Below are 23,510 nucleotides of genomic sequence, written 5' to 3' on the forward strand. Positions count from 1 at the left end.
TTATCCGTACACTAGTTTGATAATCGCGGCGATCCCGACGCAGACGATCACGCCACGCAGCACCGGAGCGGGGATCCTCCTGCCGACCTTGGCGCCGACGTATCCGCCGATCGTGGCCCCCACCGCGATCGCGGCCACGGCCCACCAGTCGACCTCGGCCACCAGGATGAACAGCACGGCCGCGGCGGCGTTCACGATCAGCGACAGGACGTTCTTGGCGGCGTTCACCCGCTGCAGGTCGTCGGCGAGGAAGCTGCCGAGCAGGCCGATGAGCAGCACGCCCTGGGCGGCGCCGAAGTAACCGCCGTAGACGCCCGCGCCCAGCACGCCCACCCACAGGACGACGCCGCCGTCGGGGTGCGCGTGCTCACGCCTGGCCGACAGCCAGCCGTTCAGCTTGGGCTGGATGACCACCAGCACGCAGGCCAGCCCGATCAGGATCGGGACCACGACCTGGAAGACGTCCGGGTCCAGCCAGAGCAGCAGCAGGCCGCCGGCGATCGAGCCGATCAGCGAGGCCACGCCCAGCTTGACCAGGCGTTCACGCTGGCCCCTGAGCTCGGCGCGGTAGCCGTACGCGCCGGTGAAGGAGCCGGGGACCAGGCCGATGCTGTTGGAGACGTTGGCCACGACCGGGTCCACGCCCACCGCCACCAGCGCCGGGAAGGTGATCAGTGAACCCGACCCGACCACCGCGTTGATGGCTCCGGCCCCGATCCCGGCCGCGCACACCGCGGCCACCTCCCACGGTGTCACTGCCCCTCCTAGCTCCCGAGCTCCAAGTGACCCGAGCTTAGAGACCGGGCAGACCTCTCGTTACGCCGGGTCCTTCGGCGGGCTGAACAGGCCGCCGAGGCCCTCCAGCACCTTGCCCATCTCGGACGGCACGATCCACACCTTGTTGGCGTCGCCCTTGGCGATCTCCGGCAGCGTCTGCAGGTACTGGTAGGCCAGCAGCCGCTGGTCGGGGTTGCCCTCGTGGATGGCCTTGAACACCATGCCGATCGCGTCGGCCTGTCCCTTGGCCCGCATCGCCTGCGCCTCGGCCTCGGCCTGCGCGCGCAGCACCGCCGCCTCCGCCTCGCCGCGCGCCCGCAGCACCGCCGCCTGCTTCTCGCCCTCCGCGGCCAGGATCGCCGCCTGCCGCTGGCCCTCGGCGGTCAGCACGGCGGCGCGCTTGTCGCGGTCGGCGCGCATCTGCTTCTCCATCGAGTCCTGGATGGAGGCCGGCGGGTCGATCGCCTTCAGCTCGACCCGGTTGACCCGGATGCCCCACTTGCCGGTCGCCTCGTCGAGCACGCCGCGCAGCTCGGTGTTGATCTCCTCGCGGGAGGTCAGCGTGCGTTCGAGGTCCATGCCGCCGACCACGTTCCTGAGCGTGGTGACGGTCAGTTGCTCGACGCCGACGATGAAGTTGGCGATCTCGTAGGTGGCCGCCTTGGGGTTGGTGACCTGGAAGTAGATGACGGTGTCGATGGAGACGACCAGGTTGTCGGAGGTGATCACCGGCTGCGGCGGGAAGGAGACCACCTGCTCGCGCAGGTCGATCTCGTCCTTGATCCGGTCGATGAACGGCACCACGAGGTTGAGGCCGGGGCCGAGCGTGCGGTGGTAGCGGCCGAGCCGTTCGACGATCGCCGCGGTCGCCTGGCCGATGATGCGCACCGTCCGGTACAGGGCCAGGCCCACCAGCGCGACCACGACGAGGACGACGATGATCTGCGTGGTCATGGCACGCTCCGGGGAAATCGTGGGGGTACCGACCACGGTGATCCTATTTGGTTTTACCCGGAGGCGGTCGGTAACCGCACAAATACGATCTAGTGCGCTCTCGCATACCAGCGGCCCTCGGCGCTGCGGTCCAGCGACAGCGGCACACCGAAGGTGCGGGAGAGGTTGTCGGCGGTCATGACCACGTCGAGCGGTCCCTGCGCCACGACCGAGCCGTGCCGCAGCAGCAGCCCGTGCGTGAACCCGCTCGGCACCTCCTCGACGTGGTGCGTGACCAGCACCAGGGTCGGCGAGCGCTGGTCTCCGGCCAGCAGCGACAGCCGGCGCACGAGGTCCTCGCGCCCGCCCAGGTCGAGCCCGGCGGCCGGCTCGTCGAGCAGCAGGATCTCCGGGTCGGGCATGAGCGCGCGGGCGATCTGCACCCGCTTGCGCTCGCCTTCCGACAGCGTGCCGAACCGGCGCCTGATCAGGTGGGCGGCGCCCATCATGTCGATCAGCTCGACCGCGCGGGTGACGTCGTTGGAGTCGTACTCCTCCGTCCAGCGTCCGAGGATCGCGTACGACGCGGTCAGCACCAGGTCGATGACCTTCTCCTCGGCCGGGATGCGCTCGGCCAGCGCCGCGCTGGCCAGCCCGATCCGCGGACGCAGGTCGAAGACGTCGGCCTGCCCCAGCCGCTCGCCCAGAACCTCGACCAGACCTTCACTCGGATACAGCAGCGTCGCCGCCACCTGCAGCAAGGTGGTCTTGCCCGCGCCGTTCGGCCCGATGACCACCCAGCGCTCGTCCTCGTTGACCGTCCAGTCGATGCCACGCAGGAGAGCCGCGCCGTCCCGTCTGACGGCGACGTCCTGAAGCCGCAGCACCTGACCGCCCATCCCCGATACCTCCTCGCGCCCGATTGTCCCGGTTGCCGGAACGCACGGGACAAACCTATTGCAGGCCGAGCACATATCGTGGATCAGTGCGCGCTGAATCACCTGTCTCCCCCGCACTCGTGGCCTGGGGCAACGCCTGGCTCTCCGGTCACGTGGGCCTCGACGAGGCCGCCGACCAGGTGGAGTCCGTCGCGGGACCCACGATGATCGCCGACGTCCCCCTCCGCGTGTACCTCGCCGACCTGCGCTCGCAGGGTCTCCAGGAGGTACGGCTGGCCCTGCCCGCCCCCGGCGACCCGCTGGGACTGTCAGGGCCGCCGGATTTCAACGCCGCCGCGGTGGACGCCGGGCAGGCGGCGCTGGCCGTACTCGCCGAGCGGAACGTCGGCCTGGTGCCGGAGCCCGATCTGCGCGGTTCGTCCTACCAGGGCATCGCGTTCACCGTGTATCCGGCGGGCCCGATCCGCGCCGACCTGCCCTCCGTGGCCGAGGCCGAACGCGAACTGGCCGACGCCATGCGGCTCGCCACCGAGGCGCTCACCTCGGTCGAAGGACCCGGCCAGTCCCATCCCGGCCGGCTGGACCGCGCGGGCGGCGAGCTCGCGCCCGGCTACCCGGGCCGCGCCCACCGCGTCTCCGTCCTGGCCGCGCGGCTGGCGGTGATGCTCAGGCTGGCCGACGAGGGCCTCGGGCTGACCTCCGCGCAGATGGCGACCAGGTCCGCGGCCCTGCGCCAGCTCGACCACGCCGTACGGCGGGCCACCGTGGCGGCCCACCACGCGATCTTCGAGCCGCTCAGGAACCCGTGAGCTTCCAGAGCCGGATCATCCTGTCCTTGCCCGCGGTGACGACGGCGGGCTCGCCGGACATCGTCACCACCGCGACCATCAGGACGCCCTTCTTGTGCGCCGTGACCGGCTTGCCGAGCGACTTGCGGCTCTTCGGGTCCCACAGCCGCATCGTGCCGTCGGTGCTGCCCGAGACCAGCACCACCCGCTCCCCGACCACGCCGAACGACAGCGAGTAGACGATCTTCTTGTGCCCGGTCATGGGCTTGCCGACGGACTTGCCGGTCTTCGGGTCCCAGATGCGGATCTTGTTGTCCTTGCCGCCCGAGGCCACCACCGGGCGGCCGTCCAGCGCGCCCATGGCGATCGAGTAGACGCCCTTCGTGTGCCCCTTGTACGGCTTGCCGTACTTCTTGCGCTTGGCCAGGTCCCACAGCCGCAGCGCCTTGTCCTCGCCCGCCGAGACGGCCACCACGCGCTCGCCGACGCGGCCGACGCTCAGCCAGTTCACCGACCGGGAGTGGGCGCGGACGGTCTTGCCCGCCTGCTTCTTCCTGCCCAGGTCCCAGAACTTCAGCATGCCGTCGGCGTCGCCGCTCACCGCGTACCACTTCCCGCCGGACTTGCCGACCGCGACCGCGTAGACCGAGTCGCCGTGGTAGCCGAGGACCTTGCCCTTGCGGGTCTTGAGGTTCCAGAGGCGGACGGTGCCGTCGTACCCGCCGGAGACGGCCATCGGGGTCTTGCCCATGGTCAGGCAGGCGACGGCGTACACCTCCTGGCTGTGGCCCCGCAGCCTGGCCACGTACTTGTGGTCCTTGGCGTTCCAGATCCGCACCTGACCGTCCTGGCCGCCGGAGACGAGCGTCAGCCTGCCGGAGATCGTGATCGCGGAGACGGTCTGGACGGCTTTGGTGTGGCCCTTGAGCGCCTTGCCGTCCTGCTTGCCCAGGGCGGGCGGCTGGACGATCACCTGGGGCGGCGGGGTGGGGATGCCGGTCGGAGTCGGGGTGGGCGTCGGTGTGGGTGTCGGGGTGATCGACGTGGTGACGTCTGCGATGGCCTGCTTGTCCGGTTCCACTGGGCCGGGGGCGAACAGCCTCGGCACCACGACCAGCAACGTCGCGCTCAGGGCCAGGGCGATCACCAGGGCGGCGGTGACCAGGCCGGTGCGCCTGCGCTGGGGCGGGCTCTGCGGCACGTCCTTGAAGAACGCGTCGTTGTCACCCGGAGGCGGCGACGGGGGCCGCGGCGGGCCCTGGCGCTGCGCGAGCTGGGGCTGGGGGCTTGGGCTGGCCCATCCGGTCGACGCCAAGGGCGGCGGGAACGGTGTGGGCGCCTGCGGCGCGAACGGTGTGGGCGCCTGCGGCGGGATGGACGGCGGGTCGGCGGCGACCTGGGAGCCCGTGGTCATCGCGACGTCCGTGTCCCGGATGGGGCCCTGGTTCTCCAGGAGGGCGAAGAGGGTGTCGGCGGCGGTAGGGCGTTCGTCGGCGCGCTTGCTGAGGCAGGACCGCACGATCGGGCGGAGGTTGTCGGGGAGGGCGGAGAGGTCGGCCTCCTCGTTCATCACCCGGTAGATGACGGCGGGCAGGCTGTCCTGGCCGAACGCGGGCCGCCCGGTGGCCGCGAAGGCCATCGTCAGCGCCCAGCTGAACATGTCGGCGGCCGGTCCCACGCGCTCGCCGGAGATCTGCTCGGGCGACATGTACGCGGGCGTGCCCACGACGCCGCTGCTGATCGTGATCGCCGAGTCCAGCGCCCTGGCGATGCCGAAGTCGATCACCCGGGGGCCGTCGCTGCCGATGAGCACGTTGCTGGGCTTGAAGTCGCGGTGGACGATCCCGGCCCGGTGGATGGCGGCCAGCGCGGTGACGGTGCCGACGGCCAGGCGGTAGAGGGCGCCGCCCTGGCGCGGTCCCTCGGTCTGGACGACCCGCTGCAGCGAGACGCCGTCGACCAGCTCGGAGACGATGTACGGCCATTCGCCGTCCATGTTCGCGCCGATGACCTGCGCGGTGCAGAACTGCGCGACCCGGCGCGCGGCGGCCACTTCCCGCATGAACCGCTCGCCGTCGATGCCGGGGCGGTCGAGCCGGGTGTTGAGCAGTTTGATGGCGACCATCTGCCCGTCGGGGCCCTGGCCCTGAAAAACGACTCCCTGCGCGCCTTTCCCCAACCGGCCTAAGAGCCGATAGTTCCCCAGCGATACAGGATCACCCTGCTGTAAGGGGCGCAAATCCGGCACGTATCCCTCCCCCTTACGCAGAAACCCCCAAGACAAGCGTGGCGACCAACCGCAAACCCGCGCAAGCACCGCCAGATCACGAAAGATCATCACTCTTTGTGGGATATTTGCCCTCGGCAACAATCAGCTGAAGAATCTGGGATTTCCAGCACCGTAGGGGGAGCCGCATATGCGCACGTCTCTCAGCATGCTCTTAGGCGCGAGCCTGGCCGTCACCGGTTTGACCGCCATGCCCGCCCAGGCGACCACGAATACCGACACCGTTCTGCAAACCGCCCGCGCGCCGTACTCGAAGTTCAAGGTGAGCGTCGAATACAGCAAGCGGACCAAGCGCGGCGGGAAGATCCTCTACAAGATCCGCGCCAAGAACCTCGGCCCCCACTACGCCGACTACTTCTGGGTCGGCGGCCAGGTGCCCAAGGGCGTCGTGCCGACGCTGCGCTGGGGCGGCGCCAAGGGCACGAAGTGCAACTGGGAGGGCCAGTATTTCTGGTGCTGGGGCCGCTACGCCCTCGAAGTGGGCGACACCGAGTGGCTCAACTTCCAGGTGACGCTCAAGAAGAACACCAAGGGCACGGCCGTGGCCAAGCTCGGCGTGGTCGCCTTCGATGTGCCGCTGGGGGCGGAGAACATCGACGAGGAAGAGCTTGAGCGCATCGGCATCAAGGGCTGGAAGTGGCTCAAGACCACCAAGACCAAGATCGTCTGGCCGCCGAAGCGCCCCACCCGCGGCTGGACGCCTCCCCCGGTCGTCAAGGACTACAACCCGCCCGCGGTGCAGGAGGAGTCCAACAAAAAGAAGGACACGTAGCTTCGGGGGAAGGGCACAAACCTTCACATCTTTTACGGCAAGCCTGGCAGGCCGCCACCCGCCGACCGTGGCCGGCGGCCTCCAGGGAGACGCTCCAGCCCCGCACAGGGCCGGGCGCCGCAACGACGCCCGGTCACCGGGCACCGCCCTCCGTTTCCCGGCGCGTCTCCCGGGTTGCCAGGCTTTCCCGTGGTTTGTCTTGCAGGCCAGGCTGTGCGGGCTTTAGCCAGGCCACTTGACTTCCGGCCAGGCCGGTCGGCTTTCAGGCCAAGCCGTGGCGGACGGCGTACAGGGCGGCCTGGGTGCGGTCCTGGACGCCGAGTTTCATGAGCACGTTCGACACGTGGGTCTTGACCGTCTTCTCCGCCACGGCCAGCGACCGCGCGATCTCCCGGTTGGAACGACCGGCGGCGATCAGCGCCAGCACCTCGCGTTCGCGTTCGGTGAGCTGGACGGGCCCGGGCACGTGCGCCTCCGGGACGGCCGCCGCCGCGCCGAGCATGGCCTCGGCCGCCTCCGGGGCCAGCAGCACCTGGCCGCCGTGCACCGCCCGCACCGCCTGGGCCAGCGCCGACGGGTCCACGTCCTTGTACAGGAAGCCCGCCGCCCCCGCCCGCATGGCCGGGCCCACGTCCGAACGGTCGCTGACCGAGGTCAGCACCACCACCCTGGTCGCCGAGCCGGTCAGCCGTTCCAGCGCGCCCAGGCCGCCGAGCACCGGCATCTTCAGGTCGAGCAGCAGCACGTCCGGCTGAAGCGCGCCGACCAGTTCGACCGCCTCCTGGCCGTCGGCGGCCTCGCCCACGACCGTGATGTCGTCCTGGAGGTCGAGGAAGGTACGCAGGCCCTGCCGTACCACCGGATGGTCGTCGGCGATCAGCACCTTGATCAAATCCCCACCTCCACCAGGACCGTGGTCCCCTCGTCGCGGGAGGAGACGACGGTCAGCGTGCCGCCGACCGACTCCGCCCGGTCCTTCATGGAAGCCAGTCCGAGCCCGCGGGAGTCGGCCTGGTCGAAGCCGTGGCCGTTGTCGGCCACCGAGAGGGTCAGCTTGCCACCTTCGTAGGCCAGCCGTACCCAGACCTGAGTGGCGCCGGAGTGCCGCAGGGCGTTGTGCAGCGACTCCTGGGCCACGCGCAGCACCACCACCTCGACCGCGGGGTCCAGCGGCGGCAGCTCCGCGCAGTCGAAGGTGATGTACGCGGGCTGCAGCCGGTCGAGCAGGCGCACGTGCTTGCGCAGCGTCTCGGTCAGGCCGTGGCGGTCGAGCTCGGCCGGGCGCATCTCGACGATGACCGCCCGGAGCTCGGCCAGGGCCTCGCCCGCCAGCTTCTGGACGCGGTCGAGCTCGGCGGCGGCGCGGTCGGGGTCGCTGCGCAGCACCGTGGCCGCGGCCTGGGCGGTCAGCCGCAGCGAGAACAGCTTCTGGGTCACCGCGTCGTGCAGCTCGCGGGCCATCCGGTTGCGCTCCTCGACGAGGGCCAGCTCGCGGCCCTGCTCGTACAGCCTGGCGTTGGTGAGCGCGATCGCGGCGTGCGCGGCGAACAGCGTGAGCAGGTCCTCGTCGTCCTGGGTGAATCCGCCGGGTGTGCGCTTGTTGGCGAGGAAGATGATGCCGATCACCTCGTCGCCGTCGCGGATCGGGACGCCCAGGAAGTCCTTCATGACCGGGTGCGCCTTCGGCCAGTACTCGAACCTGGGGTCCGCGCGCAGGTCGGGCAGCCGGGCGGGGGTCCCCTCGCGGAGCATCGCGCCGAGCATGCCATGCTGGCGGGGCAGCGGGCCGATCGCGTCCCACTGCTTGTCGGTCAGCCCCTCGGCGACGAACTCGCCGAACGAGCCGTCCTCGTCGGGCACGCCGAGCGCGGCGTAGCGGGCGTCGAGCAGGCGCTGCGCCGAGCGCACGATGACCTGCAGCACCTCGCGCACCGACAGGTGACGGGTGACCGCCAGCACGGCCGAGCTGACGGCCTGCAGAATCTCGTCGCGATCGGGGGTCACCCGACCACTCTATGGTCCTAGGTCGAAGTGCCCAGTCCCGGGCGGGACTTCAGCCCGATGTACGGCGGGCCGCCCCTTTCTAGCGTCGAACCATGACGAACACCGCACTCATCACCGGCGCCTCCCGCGGCCTCGGCCTCGCCCTCGCAAGGTCCCTGGCAGGTGCGGGATGGAACCTCGTCCTCACCGCGCGCGGCCAGGAGGACCTCGACAAGGTCGCCGACGAGCTCGGCGCCACCGCGATACCCGGCGACGTGGCCGAGGCCGAGCACCGCGAACGGCTCGCCAAGGCGGTCCCGTCGCTGGACCTGCTGGTCAACAACGCCAGCGGGCTCGGCGTCACGCCGCTGCCGAAGATCGCGGGCTATCCGCTGGAGGCGTTCCGCGTGCTGCTGGAGACCAACGTGGTCGCGCCGCTCTCCCTCATCCAGGCGACCATGCCCGCCCTCAGAGCGGCGAAGGGCGCGATCGTGAACGTCACCTCCGACGCCGCCACCGGCGCGTACGAGGGCTGGGGCGGCTACGGTGCCACCAAGGCGGCCCTGGAACAGTTGTCGAACGTCCTGGCCGCCGAGGAACCCGACGTCGCCGTCTGGTGGGCCGACCCCGGCGAGATGAACACCCGGATGCTCGCCGACGCCGTGGGCGCAGAGGAGGCCGCGGGCGCCGCCGACCCGGCGCAGGTCGCGCTCGCCCTGCACGACCTGGTCAAGCGCCGCCCGGCCAGCGGGCGGGTGAGTCTGCAGTGACCGCCGCCCTCGACGGCCGTCCCCCGGGCCTCGACTTCCGCCTGCCCGGCGCCCTGGAGGCCCACGCCCCGCCCGAGTCCCGCGGCCTGTCCCGCGACGGGGTACGCCTGCTGGTGAGCAGGGACGGCGCCCACACCCATCACCGGTTCACCGACCTGCCGGACCAGCTCGACCCGGGCGACCTCGTGGTGGTCAACAACTCGGCCACGCTGCCCGCCGCCGTCCGGCTCGACCGGCTCTCCGTGCACTTCTCCACCGCCCGTGAGGACGGGACGTGGCTGGTGGAGCTGCGGCGCCGTACTCCGCAGGCGTCCGAGCCCTACGGCGGCGGCGAGCCGGGCGAATGGCTGCCGCTGCCCGGCGGCGCGACGCTCAGGCTGATCGAACGCGAGACCCCGCGGCTGTGGCGAGCGCGGCTCGACCAGGACGTGGTGAAGTACCTGGCCAGGAAGGGCGTGCCCATCCGCTACTCCTACGTGGACCGGGACTGGCCGCTGGCCGCCTACCAGACCGTGTTCGGGACGGTGCCGGGCAGCGCGGAGATGCCGAGCGCGGGCCGGCCGTTCACGGCGGAGCTGGTGACGGCGCTCGTCTCGCGCGGCGTGGGGGTCGCGCCGATCACGCTGCACACGGGCGTGGCCTCGCCCGAGAAGGACGAGCCGCCCTACGCCGAGCGCTACGACGTGCCCGAGCACACGGCCCGCCTGGTCAACCTCACGCGGCGGAACGGCGGGCGGGTGGTGGCCGTCGGGACGACCGTGGTGCGGGCGCTGGAGACGGCGACCGGCGAGGACGGCCTGGTCAGGGCGTCGGGCGGGTGGACCACGCACCTGGTCACGCCCGAGACGCCACCCAGGGCCGTCACCGGACTGCTCACCGGGCTGCACGAGCCGAGATCGAGCCACCTGCTGATGCTGACCGCGTTCACCGGGCCGGAAACGCTCGCGGGGGCGTACGCGGAGGCGCTACGGGAGAGGTATTTGTGGCATGAGTTTGGTGATGTGCACTTGATTCAGAAGTAATTGCTTTACATGGATTTTGCCTGCGTGATAGGAAAAGCCGACGTTTACGGGGGTCACCTCGTCCACTTTTCCTCACGGAGACAGCTGCATGCGCAACTCCATCACGAAGGTCGCCACCTTCGCGCTCGTCGCGGGGGCCATGATCCTTCCGGCCGTGCCCGCGGCCGCCACCACCGCCGCGAAGGTCGCGGACGAGCCCTACTCCGTCATGAAGGTGAGCGTGAAGGCTCCCAAGACGGTGAAGCGCGGTGGCAAGATCAACTACAAGATCGACGTGCTGAACACCGGCCCGCACCAGGCCGACTACTACTGGGTCGGCGGCAAGCTGCCCAAGGGCATCGTCAACGGCCTGCGCTACAAGGGCCCCAAGGGCACCCAGTGCGAGTGGGACCCGACCGGGTTCTGGTGCTGGGGACCGTACGAGCTGAAGAAGGGCGACACCGACTGGCTCGACATCCAGGTCACCCTGAAGAAGGGCACCCGCGGGACGGCTACGGCGCAGCTCGGGGCGCTGGTGTACGACATCCCGATCGGCATGGAGAACATGGACAAGGAGGAGATCGACCGGATCGGCGGCTTCAAGTCCTGGTTCTACGGCAAGAAGGTCAAGACCAAGATCGTCCGCTAGTGGGTGTCGGGCGAACCCCGGCTCCGGGGTTCGCCTTTACGCTCGCATTCCGGCGGTTGCCTGCCGCGGTGGCTGGTCAAGGGGGCGTCGTGGCGGCGGGGACCGCGTGCGACCTGCGCGGCGCCCGACGATCGGCGCCCGCCCGCTGCGGCGGGAGGTGGGGGCGGCGGCTTGCCGTAACGGAAACAGGCCGGAAAGGGCGCGGCCGACCAGTGGGCGTCCGAATGATGGGCCGGGTGAGCATCCGGTCTGGTGGGCGCAGTAGCGTGGTCCGAGTGGACCAGCGCACCCTCCTGATCACGCTCACCGGCCCCGACCGGCCAGGTGTCACCAGTCGCCTGTTCTCCGTCCTGGCCGGGTTCCCGGTCACCGTCTCCGACATCGAACAGGTCGTCATCCGCGGCCGGCTCACCCTCGGCGTCCTGGTCGCCTACGTCGGCGGCCCCTCCACCGGCACCGGCAGCACGCTCGGCGCCATGTGGACCGCCGTCGAGCGCGTCGCCGAGGACCTCGGGCTGGAGGTCGAGCTCTCCACCGGTTCCCTCACCAAGGAGCAGCGCCGCCGCGGCCGCCTGTCGGTCAGCGTGCTCGGCCCCTCGCTCCCCCCGGCCGCCATCGCCGGCATCGCGGGCAGGATCGCCGCCGCGGGCGCCAACATCGACCGCATCGAACGCCTGGCCCAGTGGCCGGTCACCTGCATCGAACTGTCCGTGTCCGGCGCCGACCCCGACGCGCTGCGCGTCGAGCTGGCCGCGGAGGCCGCCGCCCAGCAGGTCGACGTGGCCGTCCAGCGCACGGGTCTGTCCAGGCGGGCCAAGCGGCTCATCGTCATGGACGTCGACTCCACGCTCATCCAGGGCGAGGTCATCGAGCTGCTGGCCGCCCACGCCGGCTGCCTCGACGAGGTCGCCCGGGTCACCGAGGAGGCGATGCGCGGCGAGCTGGACTTCGCCGAGTCGCTGCGCCGCCGGGTGGCGTTGCTGGAGGGGCTGCCGGCGTCGGTGTTCGAGCAGGTGCGCCGGGAGGTCGTCCTGACCGCGGGCGCCAGGACGCTGGTGCGCACCCTGAAGCGCCTCGACTACCGCTTCGCCATCGTCAGCGGCGGCTTCACCCAGATCACCGACTCGCTGGTGTCGGACCTCGGCATCGACTACTCCGCGGCGAACGTCCTGGAGGTCGTCGACGGCCGCCTCACCGGCCGCGTGGTCGGCGAGATCGTCGACCGTCCCGGCAAGGCGCGCGCGCTGGAGCGCTTCGCCCGGGAGGCCGGGATCCCGATCAGCCAGACGGTCGCGATCGGCGACGGCGCCAACGACCTCGACATGATCGCCACCGCCGGGCTGGGTATCGCCTTCAACGCCAAGCCTGTGGTCCGCCAGGCCGCCGACACGGCCGTCAACTCCCCGTACCTGGACGCGATCCTCTACCTCCTCGGCATCTCCCGCGACGAGGTCGAGGCCGCCGACGCCGAGGACAACGTCCTGACCCCAGGCTGAGGCAGGCCGGGTGACCGGAACGCGCGGGGTGGAGCGGGGGTCAGCGGCGGGTGAGGGTGTGGGCGAGGTTGAGCGCGTCGGTGTTGAGGGTGCGCAGGGCCGGTTGGGCGGCGACCGCGTGGCGCAGCGCCCGCCGCAGTGACGCGGGCTCGCCCTCCGCGGCCGACTCCAGCAGCTCGTCCACGTGGCTGGCGACCTCGTCCAGCCCGTCGCCGTAGGCGTCCTCCTCCGGAGGCCGCGTGTTGTCCCGTACGGCCCGCGCCCCCGCCACCAGCCGGTCGGCCACCGAGTCGAGCACGGCCGTGGTGGCGTCCGAGCCCACCTCCGAACCCCGCAGCACCGCCGCCAGCAACAACGCGTCGTCCCGCACCCTCCTGGACAGGGCCAGCGCCTCACGCAGCTCCGCGGGCGCCCGACCCCCGGGCTCCTTCTCCAGCCGGTCCAAGGACGCCCCGAGCCGGTCGGCGGCCTGACCGGCGGCCTCGGTCCGCTCGGGCAGGGCGTCCAGGTCGCGCTCGGCCAGCGCGCGGATCACCGCGGCGTGCTCGGTCAGCAGGTCCACGGTCAGGTCCTTGATCCCGCTCGACTCCCCCCGGGGCCACAGCAGCCGGGCCGCGACCAGCGCCAGCACGCCGCCGCCCGCGGTCAGCACGAGGCGGGTCCCGGCGGCCTCCCAGTCCAGCCGGGTCGTGAAGTCCGTCAGCAGCAGCGCCAGCGGTGTCGCGAACACCGTCCAGTACCCGTAGCTGACCTCCCGCAGCGCGAACCCGAGCGTCCCGAACACCAGCACCGTCGCCACGATCGTGTACGCGCTCGGCACCGCCGCCAGCACCAGCGCCGCCGCACCCGCCCCGGCCACGGTCCCGGCGACCCGGAGCACCACCCGGTCCACGGTGTCGCCGTAGGTGGAGCGCAGGCCCATCATCACGGTGAACACGAACCACTTGCCGTAGTGCTCGTGCATGCCCACCATCAGCGCCATCGACACGGCCACCGCGATGCCGAGGCGTCCGGCGTGCTCGGGTTCGTCGCCGAACGTGAGCTGCCACGTGAACCTCGGCAGCCGGGCGGGAGCCTGGATGCCCTCGCTGGTGAACACCCCGATCGTCCGCACCGCCACGGCGATGCGGTCGAGGCAGCGCCGTACCTGACCCAGGAGGGCGACGGTCCGCAGCGACTCCGGGTCGGACAGCTCGCGCGCCCGCAGCCGCGAGAGGTGCTCGGCGTAGCCGGCCGTGGCCGACAGCGCGACCGGCACGCCCACGACGCTGCCCGCCGCCACCTGCCGCAGCGCGGCCGTCAGGGCCGCGACGACCTTGTCGATCTCCTGCCGTTCGGCGCCGGCCTCGGCACGGAAGGCCCGCAGCGCCACGGTCTCGTGGAAGATCCGCACCAGCGTCTGCACGTACGCGTCCGGCGACCGGTCGAGATCCGCCCCGCCGCGGTAGGCGGCCGAGGCGGTGGCGGCGTCGTCCAGTGCCTGGGAGCCGCGCTCCCGCAGTTCGCTCCAGTCCTCGTCGGGGCTGCCGAGGCCGTCCAGCATGCCCGCCAGCGCCTCGACCGCCTCGTCGAAGGCGTCCTTGAGTGGATCCAGCCGCCGCACCGGCCACAGGGCCAGCGCGAGCACGCAGAACTCGACTCCGCCGAGCGCGACCCACAACGCGCCGTCGAACCCCGACCGCGGCACCAGATAGAACCCCGTGACCACGGCCAGCACCGGCGGCATCCCGACCGTCCGCCACTGCCCGCCGGCCGCCGCCACCAGCCCGATCACGCCGACGGCCCACCACGGCTGCGGCGCGATCAGCGTTCCCAGCCAGAAGCCCGCCGCGATCAGCCCCACCTTGCTCGCGAGGTCCCTGGCACGCTGCCCATACGGCTTGCCGTAGGAATCCCCGAAAGCGGTGAAATACGCCCCCAGCGCCGCCAGCCCGCCCGCATGCGGCGCTCCCGCCGCGGCCCCGATCACCAGCGGAAGCGCGATCGCCACGCCGCACAGCAGCCCGTAGCCCCAGGGCGGACGGGCGGGCAGCTCGAATCCGCGTCTCAGCGAACGAACGGCCCCCCGCATGGATCCGCCCCCGGTCCGGCTCCTAGCCCTGCTTGGGGTCCCAGCGCGTCACCAGGCTTCCCTCCCCCGGCCAGAGATCTACCCAGGCCGAAGCCGTCTGGATCACCGCGAACGACCCGGGCCGGAACCCGTAGTCCCCACCCGCCAGCCCGAGCGCCAGCTCATGCACCCCGGGATTGTGCCCGCACAGCACCATCGTCTCGGCCTCGGGATCCTGCAGCCGCACCAGCGCCAGCAACTCCTCGGCATACGCCTCGTAGATGTCGCGCTCGTAGCTGACGCTCAGATCGGGAAAAGCCAGCTCAGCGGTACGCCGCGTGCGCAGGGACGGTGAGCACAGCACCAGGTCGGGCTGGTACCCGAGTGCCCTGATCTCCTCACCGGCGCGGCCCGCGTCCCGCTCACCCCGTTCGGTGAGCGGCCGATCCCGATCCGCCAGCCCCGGCACCTGGGCGGCCTTGGCGTGCCTGAGCACGATGAGCGTACGCACGCCGCTCACCCTCTCGACGCCCAGACGGCCAGCCCGACCAGTACGCCCAGGATCACCACCATGGCCAGCAGGATCAGGGCCAGCGTCCTGCCACCGTTGGGCCGCTTCTCTTCCACCCGCCCAGTTTCCCACCCCACCCACCCGCCCCGAAATCCACCCAACGCCGGGGCCTCGGGGTTGTGCTTGCCGTGGTGGCCGGTCAAGGGGGCGTCGTGGCGGCGGGGACCACGTGCGACCTGCGCGGCGCCCGACGATCGGCGCCCGCCCGCCGCGGCGGGAGGTGGGGGCGGTGGCTTGCCGTAACGGAAAGGTGTGGGGTTGACGGGTAGCAGCGCGCGAAGAGGCGCCCGCCGAGAACGGCGGGCGCCTCTGGGACTGCTTCAAACAAGGACCGCTACGACCCCACGGGCGCCGGGTTGCGGTCGTTGTCGGAGGAGGAGTCGACGGCGACCGAGCGGCGCTTGCTGATGACGATGGCCACGATGACCACCGCCACTGCGAACGCCGTCACCCCGATGCGCACCGCCGCGTTGTCCGCGTACAGGACCACGGCGGGGGCCACCAGCAGCGCCACCAGGTTCATGACCTTGATGAGCGGGTTGATGGCCGGACCGGCGGTGTCCTTGAACGGGTCGCCGACCGTGTCGCCGATGACCGTCGCCTCGTGGGCCTCGGAGCCCTTGCCGCCGTGGTGACCGTCCTCGACGAGCTTCTTGGCGTTGTCCCAGGCGCCGCCCGAGTTGGCCAGGAAGACCGCCATCAGCGTGCCACACGCGATGGCTCCGGCCAGGAACGCGCCCAGCGGCGCGTACCCGAGCGCGAAGCCGACCGCGATCGGCGTCATGACGGCGAGCAGACCCGGCGTGGCCAGCTCACGGAGCGAGTCGCGGGTGCAGATGTCCACGACGCGGCCGTACTCCGGCTTGACGGTGCCGTCCATGATGCCCGGGTTGCTGCGGAACTGGTCGCGGACCTCGAAGACCACCCGCATCGCCGCCCGTCCGACGGCCATGATCGCCAGGCCGGAGAACAGGAAGACGACCGCGGCGCCGATGATCAGGCCGACGAGCACGTTCGGCTGGTCGATGTCGAGACCGAAGGTGGCCGGGTTGGGTAGTTCGCCCTGGACCGCGGTCTTGAACGCGCCGAACAGCGCGGTCGCCGCGAGCACCGCCGTGGCGATCGCGATGCCCTTGGTGATCGCCTTGGTGGTGTTGCCGACCGCGTCGAGGCTGGTCAGGACGCGGGCGCCCTCACCCTCGACGTCGCCCGACATCTCGGCGATGCCCTGCGCGTTGTCGGAGACCGGGCCGAAGGTGTCCATCGACACGATGACGCCCACGGTGGTCAGCAGACCGGTTCCGGCCAGCGCGACCGCGAACAGCGCCACGGTGACGTTGCCGAAGCCCAGCAGGAACGCGCCGTAGACGGCGCCGCCGATGATCAGCGCGGAGTAGACCGCGGACTCCAGGCCGACGCTGATGCCGGACAGGATGACGGTCGCCGCGCCGGTCCGCGAGCTCTCGGCGATCTCCTGGACGGGCCGCCGGTTGGTCTCGGTGAAGTAGCCGGTCAGCAACTGGATCGCGCTGGCCAGCACGAGACCGACGAGCACGGCGCCGATCGCGATGATCCGCGGGTCGGCGTCGGACTGCACCGCGGAACCGGCCAGGCCGCTGAAGCTGCTCGGCAGGTACCAGAAGGCGGCCGCGGCCACGAGCACCGCGGAGATCGCGGCGGAGATGAAGAAGCTGCGGTTGATGGCCGCCATGCCATTGCGGTCCTTGTCGCGCAGGCCGGTGACGAAGATGCCGATGATGGCGGTGACGACACCGATCATCGGCACGATGAGCGGGAAGATCAGTCCCTGCTCACCGAAGGCCACCTTGCCCAGGATCAGGCTGGCGACCAGCATGACCGCGTACGACTCGAACAGGTCGGCCGCCATGCCCGCGCAGTCGCCCACGTTGTCGCCGACGTTGTCGGCGATCGTGGCGGGGTTGCGCGGGTCGTCCTCGGGGATGCCCTGTTCGACCTTGCCGACCAGGTCGGCGCCGACGTCCGCGGCCTTGGTGAAGATGCCGCCGCCGACGCGCATGAACATCGCCAGCAGCGCCGCGCCGAAGCCGAAGCCCTCGAGCACGCCGGGCGCGTCACCCTGGTAGAGCAGCACGACGACGGCGGCGCCCAGCAGGCCGAGGCCCACCGTGAACATGCCCGCCACGCCGCCGGTCCTGAAGGCGATGCGCATCGCGCGCTTCTCGCCGCTCGCGCGGGCCGCGGCAGCCACACGGACATTTCCGCGTACGGCCAGCCACATGCCCATGAATCCCGTCAATGCGGAAAAGCCCGCACCGACGATGAAGAAGATCGAACGGCCGATCTTCACATCCGTGGCGCCGGGCAGGAACCACAGCACGATCGGGATGATGACGACAAAGATGGCAAGAGTCTTGAACTGCCGCTTCAGATAGGCGGCCGCTCCTTCCTGTACGGCACGCGCGATGTTCTGCATGCGCTCCGTGCCTTGGTCGGCCGCCAGCACCTCGCGTACGAGGCCGCCGGCGACGGCCAGTGCGATGAGTGCCACGGCGGCGACCACGACCACGATGGTCAGATTGCTTCCGCTCAGGGTCAGGTTCGACGCTGGCTCGGCAGCCAGGTAGTGCCTAAACATCCGTTCTCCTCGGCAAGACCGGTACGTCCTGCCCGGGCGGTGCTGCAAGGTTCTCGGTTGGTGCGGCACCATCCGGGTAATGGGTGCCGCTTCCGGTTGAGTCCGCAGTGTCGCCGGATCACCTTGGCCGGTGCGGGGAGTCTACGCAGCGGTTCCGCGGATATGAAGGCTCTTGGGGCGGGCAATTATGCGCACGTCCAGTAAGCCCCAGACTGGGACCCGATTTGGGGACTGGCCGAACTTATGTCCGCGGGTTTACGGTCATGACAAGTTCTTGAAAAGTGCCATCCGAAATGGGTTGGGCCTCGCGTCTGGTTTACGGGCGCCGTTGCGGCGGCCAGGCACGTGCGGGTTCAGAGGCGTCACCCTGGAGCCCCCGGCCACGGTCGGTGGGTGGCGGGGGGTGTGGCTTTGCCGTAATGCCGGAAAAACCCACACAGAGACCCGCCCAGCGCCCACTCCCCAGCCCGCACGAACCGTTGCGCGCCCGCACGCCCACCGAGCCCGCACGTCACCCTTCAGCCCGCACGACACACGGCCCTTCAAGCCCCGCACGGCCCTTCAAGCCCCGCACGGCCCTTCAAGCCCCGCACGGCCCTGCGGCCTACGCTGCCGTCGGACCCGCGCGGCCGCGCAGCCCACGTGGCCCTGGCAACCCTCAAGCCGCCACGGCCCTGCGGCGCTTCAGCCGCACCGGCCCTCAAGCCCAGAACTCGCAGCCCCTTCAGCTCTGAAGCCGGGGCGCGGGTGTGTCCGTAAGCGGGGTGGGGGCGCGCGGTCACACGCGTCACTGTTTGGGACAGCCTGCCACCCACGACAGGCGTGTCCCTAACGGGGGAGTCAGGAGGCGCGGCCGTTGAGGGAGGCCGGCCAGCTCATCCGGATGCGCATCCCCTTGGGGCTGGGGAACACCTCGACGTCGTCGGCCAGCCCCGCGATCACCGCGATGCCGAACCCCGACATGAACGAGTCCGAGAGCATGCCCAGATCCACCGGCTGCTCCTGCTGGATCTCGTCGCTCGGGGCCTGGTCGCTGACCGTGACCTCGAAGCGGCCGGAGTCGTCGCGCAGCTCGATGCGGATCGGCTCACCCGGGCAGTGGGCGCGGTGCGCCTCCACGGCCCGGGAACAAGCCTCACCGACGGCCAGCCTGACCTCGTCAAGCAGCGACTCCTGCACGCCGGTACGCCGGGCGATGGCCGTGGCGACCAGCCTGGCGGTCCGCACGTGGGCGGGGAGGGCGCTGAACGTCAGCTCGACGGTAGCCATGGCTACTTGTCTTTGCCGTGAGCTTCCTTGGCCTCGTCGACCGAAGCGTAGATCCCGAAGACCTTGGTCAGTCCGGTGATCCGGAAGATCTTCAGAATGCGCTCCTGCGTGCACACCAGCTCAAGGGAGCCGTCGTGCGCGCGAACCCGCTTGAGCCCGCCGACCAGGACGCCAAGGCCGGTCGAGTCCAGGAAGTCGACCTTCTCCATGTTCACGAGAAGGTGGAAGTTCCCCTTGTTGACCAGGTCGATCAACAGCTCACGCAATCTGGGCGCGGTGTAGACATCGATCTCACCCTCGACCTCCACGATGGTGAGTCGGTCCTCGTTGTGGTGATCCAGCTTCAGATCCACAGATCCTCCAGCGCCTCGCCTGCGAAAGTACCCTTGCGGGCCTGGCAGTCTGGAGCGGGGCTCCCGACTGTCGGACCCTGACGCGCGGCATTCAACCACGCGTCTGGCTTGTGTCTATACGAAATCACGATTCCCGGCGACTTTGCCCACGGATGCCAGACTGGAAACAGTGACTTCCTCCGCTTCCTCCCCACACCGGCCAGGTCCACTCCTCCAGCACCTGCTCGGCGTTCCCGCACGTCATGAGCGCGTCACCCATGTGGAGCATGTTCCAGCACGTCAGGCGGGTCAAGTGGGATGGCCCAATTGGGCGCCGGAACTCCTGGTTACGCGCTTGGCGAACCAGGGCGTAACGGGTTTGTGGCCTCATCAGTACGAGGCGGCCGACCTGGCGTACCGTGGCCGAAACGTGATCATTTCCACAGGAACGGCGTCCGGGAAGTCGCTCGCGTACCTCACGCCCGCGCTCGCCGCCTGCCTCGACGGCGGCACCGTCCTCTACCTCACGCCCACGAAGGCGCTCGCCGCCGACCAGCTCCGCTCCGTGCGCGAACTACGCATCTCCGCGGTACGGCCGGCCACCTTCGACGGCGACACCCCCTTCGAGGAACGTACGTGGGTCCGCCAGCACGCCAACTACGTACTGACAAACCCCGACATGCTCCACCGCAGCATCCTTCCCCGCCACGCCCAGTGGTCGGCGTTCTTCCGCCGCGTGCGCATGATCGTCGTCGACGAGTGCCACGGCTACCGCGGCGTCTTCGGCTCCCACGTGGCCCAGATCCTGCGGCGGTTGCGCCGCGTGTGCCGCCGGTACGGCTCCGCGCCCGTCTTCATGCTCGCCTCGGCGACGGCGAGTGAGCCGGCGGTGTTCGGGAGGCGGCTGACGGGGCTAGAGATGGACGAGGTGACCGTGGACGCCTCGCCCAAGGGGTCGACGACGTTCGCGCTGTGGGAACCGCCGCTGACCGATCTGCGCGGCGAGGGCGGCGCCCCGATCCGCCGCACGGCCACGGCGGAGACCGCCGACCTGCTGGCCGACCTGGTGCTGGCCGACGTCCGCACGCTCGCCTTCGTCCGCAGCCGCAGGGGGGCCGAGACGGTGGCGCTGTCGGCCCGCGCGAAACTGGCCGACGTGGCCGCCACCCTCCCCCACGGCGCCCACCTAGGCCCCCTCCCCGGCACCCCCGTCCCCCACCCCACCCCACCAGGCGACCAGCCGACCATCCCCACCACCCCACCCGACGACCTGTCGGCCACCCCCCCATCCGGCGACCTGTCGGCCATCCCCTTCCCCGTCTCCCCACCCGACCTGTCCAGCGTCCCCTTCCCCGTCTCCCCACCCGACCTGTCCAGCGTCCCCTTCCCCGTCTCCCCTTCCGACCTGTCCAGCGTCCCCTTCCCCACCGCCCCACCCGACACCGCTGCGCCGAACACCGACACCACCCCCGCGCCCCCTCCCAACCTCCCGGCCGTCCGGCCCGGCACCGTCGCGCCGGACGCCCGCGACACCCCGCGAACCGGCGCCGGTGCGGCGAGCCCCCCGGCAGCGGAGCCCGGCGCAACCCGCACAACCCCCAGCCCCCCGGCCCACGACCACCGAGCCATCCCGGCCGAAGCCGCCCCCTCCGCCCACGAGGACCTGTGGACAGATCTGGCCGGCCTCCCGGACAAGGTGGCCGCCTACCGCGCCGGCTACCTCTCGGAGGACCGCCGCCTCCTGGAGAAGGCCCTGCGCACAGGCACCCTCATGGGCCTGGCCACCACAAACGCCCTCGAACTGGGCGTGGACGTCTCCGGCCTGGACGCCGTGCTGATCGCCGGCTGGCCGGGCACCAGGGCGTCCCTGTGGCAGCAGGCAGGCAGGGCGGGCCGCGACGGCCAGGACGCGCTGGCCGTACTGATCGCCAGGGACGACCCCCTGGACACCTACCTCGTCCACCACCCCGAGGCCCTGTTCGGCCGCCCGGTGGAGGCGATCGTCCTGGACCCGGACAATCCGTATGTCCTGGGCCCCCACCTCTGCGCCGCCGCCGCCGAGATCCCCCTCGCGGAAGAGGACCTGCCGACATTCGGCGACACCACCGCGACGGTGCTGGACGACCTCGTAGACCAGGGGCTGCTCCGCCGAAGGTCCTCCGGCTGGTTCTGGACCAGACGCGAACGCGCCACCGACCTGGCCGACATCCGAGGCGCAGGAGGAGCCCCCGTCCAGGTGGTCGAGTCCACAACCGGCCGCTTGCTGGGCACCGTGGACGAGCCCTCGGCCCACACCACCGTCCACACCGGCGCCGTCTACCTCCACCAGGGCGAAACGTTCCTGGTAGAGGAGCTTGACCTGGAAGCCGGTGTCGCCCTGGTAGGCGCGGCCGAGCCCGACTATTCGACGTTCGCCCGCGACATAACCGAAATCCGGGTACTCAAGTCCCTGCGCACCACCCCCATCGGCCCGGGCACACTCACGTTCGGCGAGGTCGAGGTGACCAGGCAGGTCGTCTCGTACCTCAAGCGCCGTCTCCACTCCGGCGAGATGCTCGGCGACGAGCCCCTCGAACTCCCGCCGCGCACCCTCCGCACCCGCGCCGTCTGGTGGACCCTCCCCGCCGACACGATCGCCGCCCTGGCAGAGGAGGGCTTCGACCTGGGCGGCGCCGCCCATGCCGCCGAGCACGCCTCGATCGGACTGCTCCCGCTGTTCGCCACCTGCGACCGCTGGGACATCGGCGGCGTGTCCACCGAGCTCCACTTCGACACCGGCCTGCTGACCGTCTTCGTCTACGACGGCCACGAGGGCGGCGCCGGTTTCGCCGAACGCGGTTACTCCCGCGCCACCGACTGGCTCACCGCCACCCGCGAAGCCATCCGCTCCTGCGAGTGCGAACGCGGCTGCCCATCCTGCATCCAGTCCCCCAAATGCGGAAACGGCAACGAACCCCTAAGCAAACCCGGCGCCCTCCGCCTGCTCGACACCCTCCTGGACCCCTAACCCCCACCCTCCGGTACGGCAGGCCGCCCCTCCCCCAAATCCGCGGGACCTGGTACGGACCAGTGGCTCCCGACCATCTTCTTCGCGATCAGCAGCCCTACTGCAGCAATCCGACAGCAAGGGCCATGCCGAGGAACAACGTCACCTGATAAGCGCTGTTGATCACGGTGAGCCGTACCGGCTTCTGCTCGAAGGCGTTGTGCTGCGCAAGAGTGGTCAGCGAGAACCCGAGCCAGGTCGCGAATCCCACGGCCAGATCGAGCCAGAGCGGGTCGCCGCCGACGAACCCCGACACGACGGAGCACGCCACAGCGAGCACCAGCGCCGTGACGATGATCGACGCCACCAGCACGGCGAACGGCCGCTTGCCGACCCGCGCCGAGTCCTCCACGGACACCCCGGTCAGCCTCCGCCAGACGGTGCCGAAGAGCCCCCAGTCGCTGTACCACACCCAGGCGATCGCCATTCCGACCACGATCGCGCCGGCAACGGCCACCCAGTTGACGCTCATCTCCATGCGGATCCCTCTGCTCGACCCCAGCTCGCTCGGTTGATATAATCAACCACGATGGAAAGAATCAAGCAAGCCTCGAAAACGCCTCGCTCCTACGGCCAGTTCTGCGCCCTCGCCCGCGCCCTGGACGTCGTGGGCGAGCGCTGGACCCTGCTGATCGTGCGCGAACTCCTCCCCGGCCCGATGCGCTACACCGAGCTCAAAACCTCACTCGCCGGGATCGCGACCAACCTCCTGGCCGACCGGCTGCGGGCTCTGGAGTCGAACGGCATCCTCGAACGCCGTCTGGAGGACACCGGCGTCGTCTACGCCCTCACGCCCTGGGGCGCGGAGCTGCGCGAGCCGATGGAGGCGCTCGGCAGATGGGGTGCGCCGCTGGTGATGACCGGGCGCGACGGCGACGCGTTCCAGCCGCGCTGGCTGACGCTCGCCCTGCCCGGCCTGCTCCGGGGAATCACCGCGACCCCCGCGGTGGAGCTCGGCATCGAGACGGACGGACTCCTCATGGTCCTGCGCATCGACGAACACGGCCCCACCGCGACCGTCCGGCCCGATCAGCAGCCGGACACGGTCTTGACCGCCGCCCCGGAGACCGTCATCGGGCTCGCGGCCGGTGCGCTCACGATCGACCAGGCCCTCGCCGCAGGAGACCTGCGAGGCGACAGGCAGATCCTGGAGAAGGCATTCCCTCCCCGACGCCAGACCGCACGTGCTGATCAATAGGGTGTCCTGCCTGGTCAGGGCGCTGCCGCCTACTACCGCGTTCCAGGGCCGGTTGGCGGGCAGCCTTGACGG

The 23,510-nt window shown here is 70.7% G+C and carries 20 protein-coding genes; 8 read left to right on the plus strand and 12 right to left on the minus strand.

Going from position 1 to position 23,510, the window contains the following annotated elements; genetic code table 11:
• The 3 genes from ACIBEJ_RS19700 to ACIBEJ_RS19710 form a co-directional block, all read right to left on the minus strand.
• A complete protein-coding gene (locus tag ACIBEJ_RS19700; protein ID WP_397184161.1) occupies positions 1–756 on the minus strand; it encodes a sulfite exporter TauE/SafE family protein in 756 nt (251 codons plus the stop codon).
• A gap of 60 nt (positions 757–816) precedes the next feature.
• The gene (locus ACIBEJ_RS19705; protein WP_397184162.1) at positions 817–1,731 is read right to left on the minus strand and encodes an SPFH domain-containing protein; all 915 of its coding nucleotides are present in this window, start codon (positions 1,729–1,731) and stop codon (positions 817–819) included.
• A gap of 89 nt (positions 1,732–1,820) precedes the next feature.
• Positions 1,821–2,609, minus strand: coding sequence for an ABC transporter ATP-binding protein (locus ACIBEJ_RS19710; RefSeq protein ID WP_397184163.1), 789 nt, complete (start codon positions 2,607–2,609; stop codon positions 1,821–1,823).
• An 86-nt stretch (positions 2,610–2,695) separates the two neighbouring features.
• Here ACIBEJ_RS19710 and ACIBEJ_RS19715 point away from each other — a divergent pair, with 86 nt between their 5' ends.
• The gene (locus ACIBEJ_RS19715) at positions 2,696–3,418 is read left to right on the plus strand and encodes a hypothetical protein (protein WP_397184164.1); all 723 of its coding nucleotides are present in this window, start codon (positions 2,696–2,698) and stop codon (positions 3,416–3,418) included.
• Here ACIBEJ_RS19715 and ACIBEJ_RS19720 read toward each other — a convergent pair.
• On the minus strand, positions 3,405–5,735 hold the full coding sequence (locus tag ACIBEJ_RS19720) for a protein kinase (protein WP_397184165.1): 2,331 nt from the start codon (positions 5,733–5,735) through the stop codon (positions 3,405–3,407). The two genes, ACIBEJ_RS19715 and ACIBEJ_RS19720, sit on opposite strands and share 14 nt — an antisense overlap.
• 79 nt (positions 5,736–5,814) lie before the next feature.
• Here ACIBEJ_RS19720 and ACIBEJ_RS19725 point away from each other — a divergent pair, with 79 nt between their 5' ends.
• On the plus strand, positions 5,815–6,456 hold the full coding sequence (locus ACIBEJ_RS19725; RefSeq protein ID WP_397184166.1) for a hypothetical protein: 642 nt from the start codon (positions 5,815–5,817) through the stop codon (positions 6,454–6,456).
• A 262-nt stretch (positions 6,457–6,718) separates the two neighbouring features.
• On the opposite strand, the gene ACIBEJ_RS19730 is transcribed toward ACIBEJ_RS19725, so the two are convergent.
• Entirely contained in the window at positions 6,719–7,348 is a 630-nt protein-coding gene (locus ACIBEJ_RS19730; RefSeq protein ID WP_397184167.1) for a response regulator, read from the minus strand.
• Positions 7,345–8,460 (minus strand): GAF domain-containing protein, encoded by a 1,116-nt coding sequence (locus tag ACIBEJ_RS19735; protein ID WP_397184168.1) that lies wholly within the window; start codon positions 8,458–8,460, stop codon positions 7,345–7,347. The genes ACIBEJ_RS19730 and ACIBEJ_RS19735 overlap by 4 nt, the downstream gene beginning before the upstream one ends.
• 92 nt (positions 8,461–8,552) lie before the next feature.
• Here ACIBEJ_RS19735 and ACIBEJ_RS19740 point away from each other — a divergent pair, with 92 nt between their 5' ends.
• The 4 genes from ACIBEJ_RS19740 (at position 8,553) to serB (ending at position 12,355) form a co-directional block, all read left to right on the plus strand.
• Complete coding sequence (locus tag ACIBEJ_RS19740) at positions 8,553–9,209, plus strand: SDR family NAD(P)-dependent oxidoreductase (RefSeq protein ID WP_397184169.1); 657 nt, start codon at positions 8,553–8,555, stop codon at positions 9,207–9,209.
• Positions 9,206–10,231: an S-adenosylmethionine:tRNA ribosyltransferase-isomerase gene (locus ACIBEJ_RS19745; protein ID WP_397184170.1), complete on the plus strand. Its 1,026-nt coding sequence runs from the start codon at positions 9,206–9,208 to the stop codon at positions 10,229–10,231. The genes ACIBEJ_RS19740 and ACIBEJ_RS19745 overlap by 4 nt, the downstream gene beginning before the upstream one ends.
• A gap of 88 nt (positions 10,232–10,319) precedes the next feature.
• Positions 10,320–10,859, plus strand: a complete 540-nt coding sequence (locus tag ACIBEJ_RS19750; protein ID WP_397184171.1) for a hypothetical protein — start codon at positions 10,320–10,322, stop codon at positions 10,857–10,859.
• 275 nt (positions 10,860–11,134) lie between these two features.
• Complete coding sequence (gene serB / locus ACIBEJ_RS19755; RefSeq protein ID WP_397184172.1) at positions 11,135–12,355, plus strand: phosphoserine phosphatase SerB; 1,221 nt, start codon at positions 11,135–11,137, stop codon at positions 12,353–12,355.
• Positions 12,356–12,395: 40 nt separating this feature from the next.
• Here serB and ACIBEJ_RS19760 read toward each other — a convergent pair whose 3' ends face one another.
• From ACIBEJ_RS19760 to ACIBEJ_RS19780, 5 genes are all read right to left on the minus strand, one after another.
• Positions 12,396–14,426: an FUSC family protein gene (locus tag ACIBEJ_RS19760; protein ID WP_397184173.1), complete on the minus strand. Its 2,031-nt coding sequence runs from the start codon at positions 14,424–14,426 to the stop codon at positions 12,396–12,398.
• A gap of 22 nt (positions 14,427–14,448) precedes the next feature.
• The gene (locus tag ACIBEJ_RS19765) at positions 14,449–14,916 is read right to left on the minus strand and encodes a SixA phosphatase family protein (RefSeq protein ID WP_397184174.1); all 468 of its coding nucleotides are present in this window, start codon (positions 14,914–14,916) and stop codon (positions 14,449–14,451) included.
• A 394-nt stretch (positions 14,917–15,310) separates the two neighbouring features.
• Entirely contained in the window at positions 15,311–17,593 is a 2,283-nt protein-coding gene (locus ACIBEJ_RS19770; RefSeq protein WP_397184176.1) for a sodium-translocating pyrophosphatase, read from the minus strand.
• An 840-nt stretch (positions 17,594–18,433) separates the two neighbouring features.
• Positions 18,434–18,862 carry an ATP-binding protein gene (locus tag ACIBEJ_RS19775; protein ID WP_397184177.1) on the minus strand — a complete coding sequence of 143 codons (429 nt, stop codon included), beginning with the start codon at positions 18,860–18,862 and terminating at the stop codon, positions 18,434–18,436.
• Positions 18,863–18,864: 2 nt separating this feature from the next.
• Complete coding sequence (locus ACIBEJ_RS19780) at positions 18,865–19,215, minus strand: STAS domain-containing protein (RefSeq protein WP_020542579.1); 351 nt, start codon at positions 19,213–19,215, stop codon at positions 18,865–18,867.
• 409 nt (positions 19,216–19,624) lie between these two features.
• Here ACIBEJ_RS19780 and ACIBEJ_RS19785 point away from each other — a divergent pair, with 409 nt between their 5' ends.
• The gene (locus ACIBEJ_RS19785; protein WP_397184178.1) at positions 19,625–22,201 is read left to right on the plus strand and encodes a DEAD/DEAH box helicase; all 2,577 of its coding nucleotides are present in this window, start codon (positions 19,625–19,627) and stop codon (positions 22,199–22,201) included.
• Positions 22,202–22,298: 97 nt separating this feature from the next.
• Here ACIBEJ_RS19785 and ACIBEJ_RS19790 read toward each other — a convergent pair whose 3' ends face one another.
• The gene (locus ACIBEJ_RS19790; protein WP_397184179.1) at positions 22,299–22,718 is read right to left on the minus strand and encodes a DUF1761 domain-containing protein; all 420 of its coding nucleotides are present in this window, start codon (positions 22,716–22,718) and stop codon (positions 22,299–22,301) included.
• 51 nt (positions 22,719–22,769) lie between these two features.
• Between ACIBEJ_RS19790 and ACIBEJ_RS19795 the strand changes: the two genes are divergently transcribed.
• Positions 22,770–23,438: a winged helix-turn-helix transcriptional regulator gene (locus ACIBEJ_RS19795; protein ID WP_397184181.1), complete on the plus strand. Its 669-nt coding sequence runs from the start codon at positions 22,770–22,772 to the stop codon at positions 23,436–23,438.
• The last annotated feature ends 72 nt before the right edge of the window (positions 23,439–23,510 follow it).

It is taken from the genome of Nonomuraea sp. NPDC050790 (genome assembly GCF_044456745.1).
Taxonomy (GTDB): domain Bacteria; phylum Actinomycetota; class Actinomycetes; order Streptosporangiales; family Streptosporangiaceae; genus Nonomuraea.

What these genes read in the sequence shown, in the direction of transcription:
- ACIBEJ_RS19775 (WP_397184177.1), bottom strand. Translation starts at nt 18,862, where the DNA reads ATGGCTACCGTCGAGCTGACGTTCAGCGCCCTCCCCGCCCACGTGCGG.
- ACIBEJ_RS19770 (WP_397184176.1), bottom strand. Translation starts at nt 17,593, where the DNA reads ATGTTTAGGCACTACCTGGCTGCCGAGCCAGCGTCGAACCTGACCCTG.
- ACIBEJ_RS19790 (WP_397184179.1), bottom strand. Translation starts at nt 22,718, where the DNA reads ATGGAGATGAGCGTCAACTGGGTGGCCGTTGCCGGCGCGATCGTGGTC.
- ACIBEJ_RS19750 (WP_397184171.1), top strand. Translation starts at nt 10,320, where the DNA reads ATGCGCAACTCCATCACGAAGGTCGCCACCTTCGCGCTCGTCGCGGGG.
- ACIBEJ_RS19710 (WP_397184163.1), bottom strand. Translation starts at nt 2,609, where the DNA reads ATGGGCGGTCAGGTGCTGCGGCTTCAGGACGTCGCCGTCAGACGGGAC.
- ACIBEJ_RS19725 (WP_397184166.1), top strand. Translation starts at nt 5,815, where the DNA reads ATGCGCACGTCTCTCAGCATGCTCTTAGGCGCGAGCCTGGCCGTCACC.
- ACIBEJ_RS19740 (WP_397184169.1), top strand. Translation starts at nt 8,553, where the DNA reads ATGACGAACACCGCACTCATCACCGGCGCCTCCCGCGGCCTCGGCCTC.
- ACIBEJ_RS19760 (WP_397184173.1), bottom strand. Translation starts at nt 14,426, where the DNA reads ATGCGGGGGGCCGTTCGTTCGCTGAGACGCGGATTCGAGCTGCCCGCC.
- ACIBEJ_RS19720 (WP_397184165.1), bottom strand. Translation starts at nt 5,735, where the DNA reads ATGATCTTTCGTGATCTGGCGGTGCTTGCGCGGGTTTGCGGTTGGTCG.
- ACIBEJ_RS19795 (WP_397184181.1), top strand. Translation starts at nt 22,770, where the DNA reads ATGGAAAGAATCAAGCAAGCCTCGAAAACGCCTCGCTCCTACGGCCAG.
- ACIBEJ_RS19705 (WP_397184162.1), bottom strand. Translation starts at nt 1,731, where the DNA reads ATGACCACGCAGATCATCGTCGTCCTCGTCGTGGTCGCGCTGGTGGGC.